Below are 4,524 nucleotides of genomic sequence, written 5' to 3'. Positions count from 1 at the left end.
CCCCGACCCGGACCCTCGACCTGCCCCGCGACAAGCGCAACGAGGCGCGCGCGGCCAACGACGGCCCGCGCCGCATCCGCCGCGACGAGATCGACGGAGAGCCGACCGCCGGCGGTTCGTCGAGCTCGATGGCGCCGGCCCTGACCCCGGGCGGTGGCGTCGGCCTCGGTGGCAAGTTCTAGAGCATTTTCAAGCGAGGTGGATGCCGGCTCGCGTGAAGAAAATACGACCAAACAGCAGGTTAGAGCATTCTCCGTGATCCAGAGATCACGGAGAATGCTCTAACCCGTCACGTTCTAGACGGCCGCCGTCAGCCGCGGGCCGTAATAGTCGTCGAGCCGGCCGCCATAGGCCGGGTCGGCGAAGCCGTCCTCGCCTGGGCCGTGGCTCGGCGCGCCGGCGAGCGTCGCCGGATCGATGTCGACCACGTAGCCGCCGAGGTCGACGCTGTAGGTCAGCGCCTTCCACGGCAGCGGGTGGTGGTTCTCGCCGAGGCCAAGGAAGCCGCCGAACGCGAGCACCGCGTAGGCGACCTGGCCCGAGACCTTGTCGACCATGAAGTTGTGCACCGTTCCGAGGTGCTTGCCGGCCGCGTCGTAGACCGCCGTGCCCTCGACCTTGTTCGAGGCGATCAGCCGGGCGGTCTCGTCGATGGCCACGCCCTCGCCGGAGGGGTCGAGCTCCATCGAGCCGGGCTTGCGGATGCTGCGCTCGTTGGGAAGTTCCGTCGGCATCGCGATCTCCCTTATCGCAAGGACTCGGTCGCCCGGTGATCCGGGCGTCGGCCTAGGAAAGCCCGGATTCGCGATGGGTTCCGCCGCGTCTCAGCCTTCCGGCCCGGCTTCCGCCTCGGCCCGGCGCAGGGCGACCCGGTTGCGGACGCCGCGGCTGGCAAACAGCATCTCGGCGCCGAAGGCGACCAGGGCCAGGAGCGTGCACAGGATCGCCGCGCCGAACAGCGCGAACAGCACGCCGGCCACGGTGGCGTCGCGGAGCGCGCCGACGAAGAGCGTGAGGACGGCGCCGCAGGTCGAGACGCCCGAGAGCGCCGCCAGCACCACCGCCGCGTCGAGCAGCAGCGCGCGCAGCCGCAGGCGGTCGAGCCGGTGGTCGAGGCGCAGGCGCTCCGTCTCGGTCGCGCCGGCGAGCAGGCCTGAGACCCGCTCGGCCTGGTCCGAGACGCGGGCGAGGCGGGCGCCGAAGACGTTGAGCAGGGTCGCGACCCCGGACAGCAGGAACACCGGCGTCAGCGCCACCTGGATGATGTGCGCGATGCCGTCGAGGGTGTTCGGCTCGAGGCTCGACATGGAATGGGCGTTCCGTGGCGGGAGGACGAAGGCGGGGAGGGCCGTCCTCCGCCGCCTGAAACGTCCGGGCGGCCGGCCGGTTCGCCCGGATCGCATCTTGCGCGCAAGGCGAAGGACGCGCCTGCGCGCAAGACGTCGATCCCAAGTCTTCGATGCGGGGCGGGCGTCCGACCTCAGACCAGCCCGGCGCCGGGCGGTCGCTCGCAAGCATTCGGCTCGGACGCGATGCCGAGCCCGAGGCCGAGGACCAGGGCGAACGCGGACACGAAGGCGAGGGCGAGGGCGGTGCTGACCATCTTCGGATCTGTCCTCCGATCCGGTGAAGAAAGGGTTTCGCCGCGCGAAATCCGGCGCCACGTGTGCCCGCTGGCGTCACACCCTGTGGATGATAACGGGAACTGTTCCTGTTTTCCCTTGGAACGGCAGCGCTAGCCCTTAGTTCTTGCTGCTAGGCTACCCCCTGCTGCGGGGATGTCACGTTCACGCTCGCAGCGAGAACCGGAGGAACCCCCATGGCAACCAAGACGACGGAAAAGGCCGCTCCGAAGGCGGCGAAAGAGACCAAGGACGCCAAGCCCGCGAAGGCCGCGGCCCCCAAGGCGACCAAGGCCGCCGCCGGCGCGAAGCCCAACGCCCTGCAGCAGCCGCTGAAGCCCTCGGCCGACCTCGGCGCGATCGTCGGCACCAACCCGATCCCGCGCGGCGAAGTCGTCAGCAAGGTCTGGGAATACATCAAGAAGCACAATCTCCAGAACCCGGAGAACAAGCGCGAGATCCTCGCCGACGACAAGCTCAAGAAAGTCTTCGGCAAGGACAAGTGCAGCATGTTCGAGATGAACAAGCACCTCGCCGCCCACCTGAAGGCCTGAGCCGGTCGCGCCCCGTCCTCGGCCCGGTCCGGAGACCTCGTTCCCGGATCGTCCCGTGCCGGCGGGCGCCCGAACGGGGCGGCCTCGCGCCGCCCCGCGCGTCGTCCGCCCGCTACGCGATGTTGCGCAGGACGCCGCCATCCACCCGGAGCGCCGCGCCGCTGGTCGCGCTCGCTGCCGGGCTGCAGACGTAGGCCACCATGTTGGCCACCTCCTCGACGCTGGCTAGCCGTCCGATCAGCGACGTCGGCCGGTGCTCTGCGACGAACTCCCGGCCGAGCGCATTGAGGTCGGCCTCGCCCGATCCCTTGGCCATCTGCTTCATGAACTCGGCGACGCCCTCCGAAAGGGTCGGGCCGGGCAGCACGCTGTTGACTGTCACGCCGGTGCCGGAGACCGTCTCGGCGAGCCCGCGCGAGACTGCGAGCTGCGCGGTCTTCGTCATCCCGTAATGGACCATCTCGACCGGGATGTTGATGCCGGACTCGCTGGCGATGAACACCACCCGGCCCCAGCCGCGCGCCACCATCCCCGGTGCGTAGGCGCGCGACAGCCGCACGCCGCTCATCACGTTGACGTCGAAGAAGCGCTGCCAGTCCGCGTCCGGAATCTCGAAGAACGGCTTGGGCTCGAAGATCCCGGTGTTGTTGACCAGGATGTCCACGTCCGGCAGCGCTGCCACGAGCGCATCGACGCCCTCGGCCGTCGCCACATCGCCGACCGCCGCGAAGGGCTCGCCCGCCGGGTTTTCCGCGCGCAGGCGCGCGATCGCCGCCTCGACGCGCTCGGCCGTGCGCCCGTTGATGCCGACGCGGGCGCCCAGCTCGAGCAGCGCTTTGGCGATGCCGTAGCCGATGCCGCCGGTGGAGCCGGTGACGAGGGCGCTGCGGCCCTTCAGGTTCATGTCCATGCTGGTCGATCCCTGTTGTGGATGTCCGTCAACGCGGCCCCCGCGGCCCAGGTGGCATGCAGCCTACCCGGCCCTGCCCCGCCGCAGCACGCTGGCGCAGCCGCCGAACAGCGCGAGCAGCACCGCGCACCACAACGCCGCCGAGACCGCCCGGTCCGATCCGGCGCCGTGGGTGATTCCGAAGATCACCGCCACCATCGCCGCGCCCAGCGACTGGCCGGTGAGCCGGGCGGTCGACTGCATGCCGCTGGCGCCGCCGCTGCGCTCGCGCGGGGCCGAGGTGATGATCACCTTGTTGTTCGGGGTCTGGAACAGGCCGAAGCCGAGGCCGCACAGCGTCAGCCGCCAGACGACGTCGAGGGTCGCGGGCGCGGCCGGCAGCAGCGCCATCGCGGCGATGCCGGACGCCATCAGACCGAGGCCGACGCCCCCGAGCAGGCCCGGCGGGTAACGGTCGGCGAGCCGTCCGGAGATCGGCGCCATCGCCGCGATCGCGATCGGCCACGGCGTCATCAGGAAGCCGGTCTGCGTGCCCGAGAGGTGCAACACGTCCTGGAAGTAGAAGGGCAGGGCGATGTAGGCGCTCATCTGCGCAGCGAACGCGGCGATCGAGGTCGCCATCGACAGCGCGAAGGCCGGGATCCGCAGCAGGTCCACCGGCAGCAGCGGCGCCGGCAGGCGCAGCTGGTACAGCACGAACACCGCGCCGACCGCGATCGCCGCCCCGATCTCGGCGAAGGCGACCATCCGCCCGGCGGGGTCGCCGAGCCGATCGACGCCGACGATCAGCAGGCCGAAGGTCAGCGCGTTCAGCACCGCGCTCAACGCATCCAACCGCGCGCCGCTGCGCGGCGTCGCCGGCAGCGTCCGCGAGGCGACGAAGAGCGCGAGCCCGCCCACCGGCAGGTTGACCAGGAACAGCCACGGCCAGGACGCCACCGAGAGGATCGCGGCGGCGACCGTCGGGCCGGCCGCCGAGGCGACGGCGACGACGAGCGCGACGTTTCCGACGCCGCGGCCGATCATCCGGTGGGGGTAGATGAAACGCACCAGCGCGATGTTCACGCTCATCACGCCGGCGGCCCCGAGCCCCTGCGCGAGGCGCCCGGCGACGAGGAAGCCGAGGCTCGGCGCGAAGGCGCAGGCGAGAGAGGCCGCCACGAACACCGTGAGCCCGGCGAGGTACACGCGCTTGTAGCCGAGGATGTCGCCGAGCGAGGCGAAGGGCAGGAGCGCCGCCGTCACCGCGATCTGGTAGCCGTTGACCACGAAGATCGCCGCGGACGGGTCGACGGCGAGGTCCTTGGCCATCACCGGCAGCGCCACGTTGACGATCGCCCCATCGAGCACCGCCATGGTCATGGCGAGCGACACCGCCGCCATCGCCAGAAGGCGCTCGCGCGGCGGCAGCCCGTCTGACGCCTGGGTGGGGGCCGGG

General features: G+C 71.0%; 6 protein-coding genes and 1 pseudogene. 2 read left to right on the top strand and 5 right to left on the bottom strand.

Annotation, left to right across the window (positions count from 1 at the left end; all coding sequences use genetic code 11):
• Positions 1 to 182 (top strand): annotated as a pseudogene (locus FV222_RS29795) (hypothetical protein); the annotation flags it as partial.
• Between the two features lie 114 nt (positions 183 to 296).
• Here the strand turns inward: FV222_RS29795 and FV222_RS18030 are convergent.
• From FV222_RS18030 to FV222_RS31900, 3 genes are all read right to left on the bottom strand, one after another.
• Complete coding sequence (locus FV222_RS18030) at positions 297 to 734, bottom strand: PRC-barrel domain-containing protein (RefSeq protein ID WP_147762621.1); 438 nt, start codon at positions 732 to 734, stop codon at positions 297 to 299.
• A 90-nt stretch (positions 735 to 824) separates the two neighbouring features.
• Entirely contained in the window at positions 825 to 1,307 is a 483-nt protein-coding gene (locus tag FV222_RS18025; protein WP_147762622.1) for a DUF2721 domain-containing protein, read from the bottom strand.
• A gap of 173 nt (positions 1,308 to 1,480) precedes the next feature.
• A complete protein-coding gene (locus tag FV222_RS31900; RefSeq protein WP_281406031.1) occupies positions 1,481 to 1,603 on the bottom strand; it encodes a hypothetical protein in 123 nt (40 codons plus the stop codon).
• Between the two features lie 216 nt (positions 1,604 to 1,819).
• On the opposite strand from FV222_RS31900, the gene FV222_RS18020 reads away from it, so the two are divergent.
• Complete coding sequence (locus FV222_RS18020) at positions 1,820 to 2,176, top strand: SWIB/MDM2 domain-containing protein (RefSeq protein WP_147754595.1); 357 nt, start codon at positions 1,820 to 1,822, stop codon at positions 2,174 to 2,176.
• A gap of 112 nt (positions 2,177 to 2,288) precedes the next feature.
• Here the strand turns inward: FV222_RS18020 and FV222_RS18015 are convergent, their stop codons facing one another.
• Both FV222_RS18015 and FV222_RS18010 read right to left on the bottom strand, forming a co-directional pair.
• On the bottom strand, positions 2,289 to 3,086 hold the full coding sequence (locus tag FV222_RS18015) for an SDR family NAD(P)-dependent oxidoreductase (RefSeq protein WP_147762623.1): 798 nt from the start codon (positions 3,084 to 3,086) through the stop codon (positions 2,289 to 2,291).
• Between the two features lie 63 nt (positions 3,087 to 3,149).
• Positions 3,150 to 4,496, bottom strand: a complete 1,347-nt coding sequence (locus tag FV222_RS18010) for an MFS transporter (protein ID WP_246685526.1) — start codon at positions 4,494 to 4,496, stop codon at positions 3,150 to 3,152.
• Positions 4,497 to 4,524 lie beyond the last annotated feature (28 nt).

The organism is Methylobacterium sp. WL103 (genome assembly GCF_008039885.1).
Lineage (GTDB): Bacteria > Pseudomonadota > Alphaproteobacteria > Rhizobiales > Beijerinckiaceae > Methylobacterium > Methylobacterium cerastii.
Note: the sequence above shows the minus strand (reverse complement) of the source record. Positions and strands in the feature narration are given on the sequence as shown.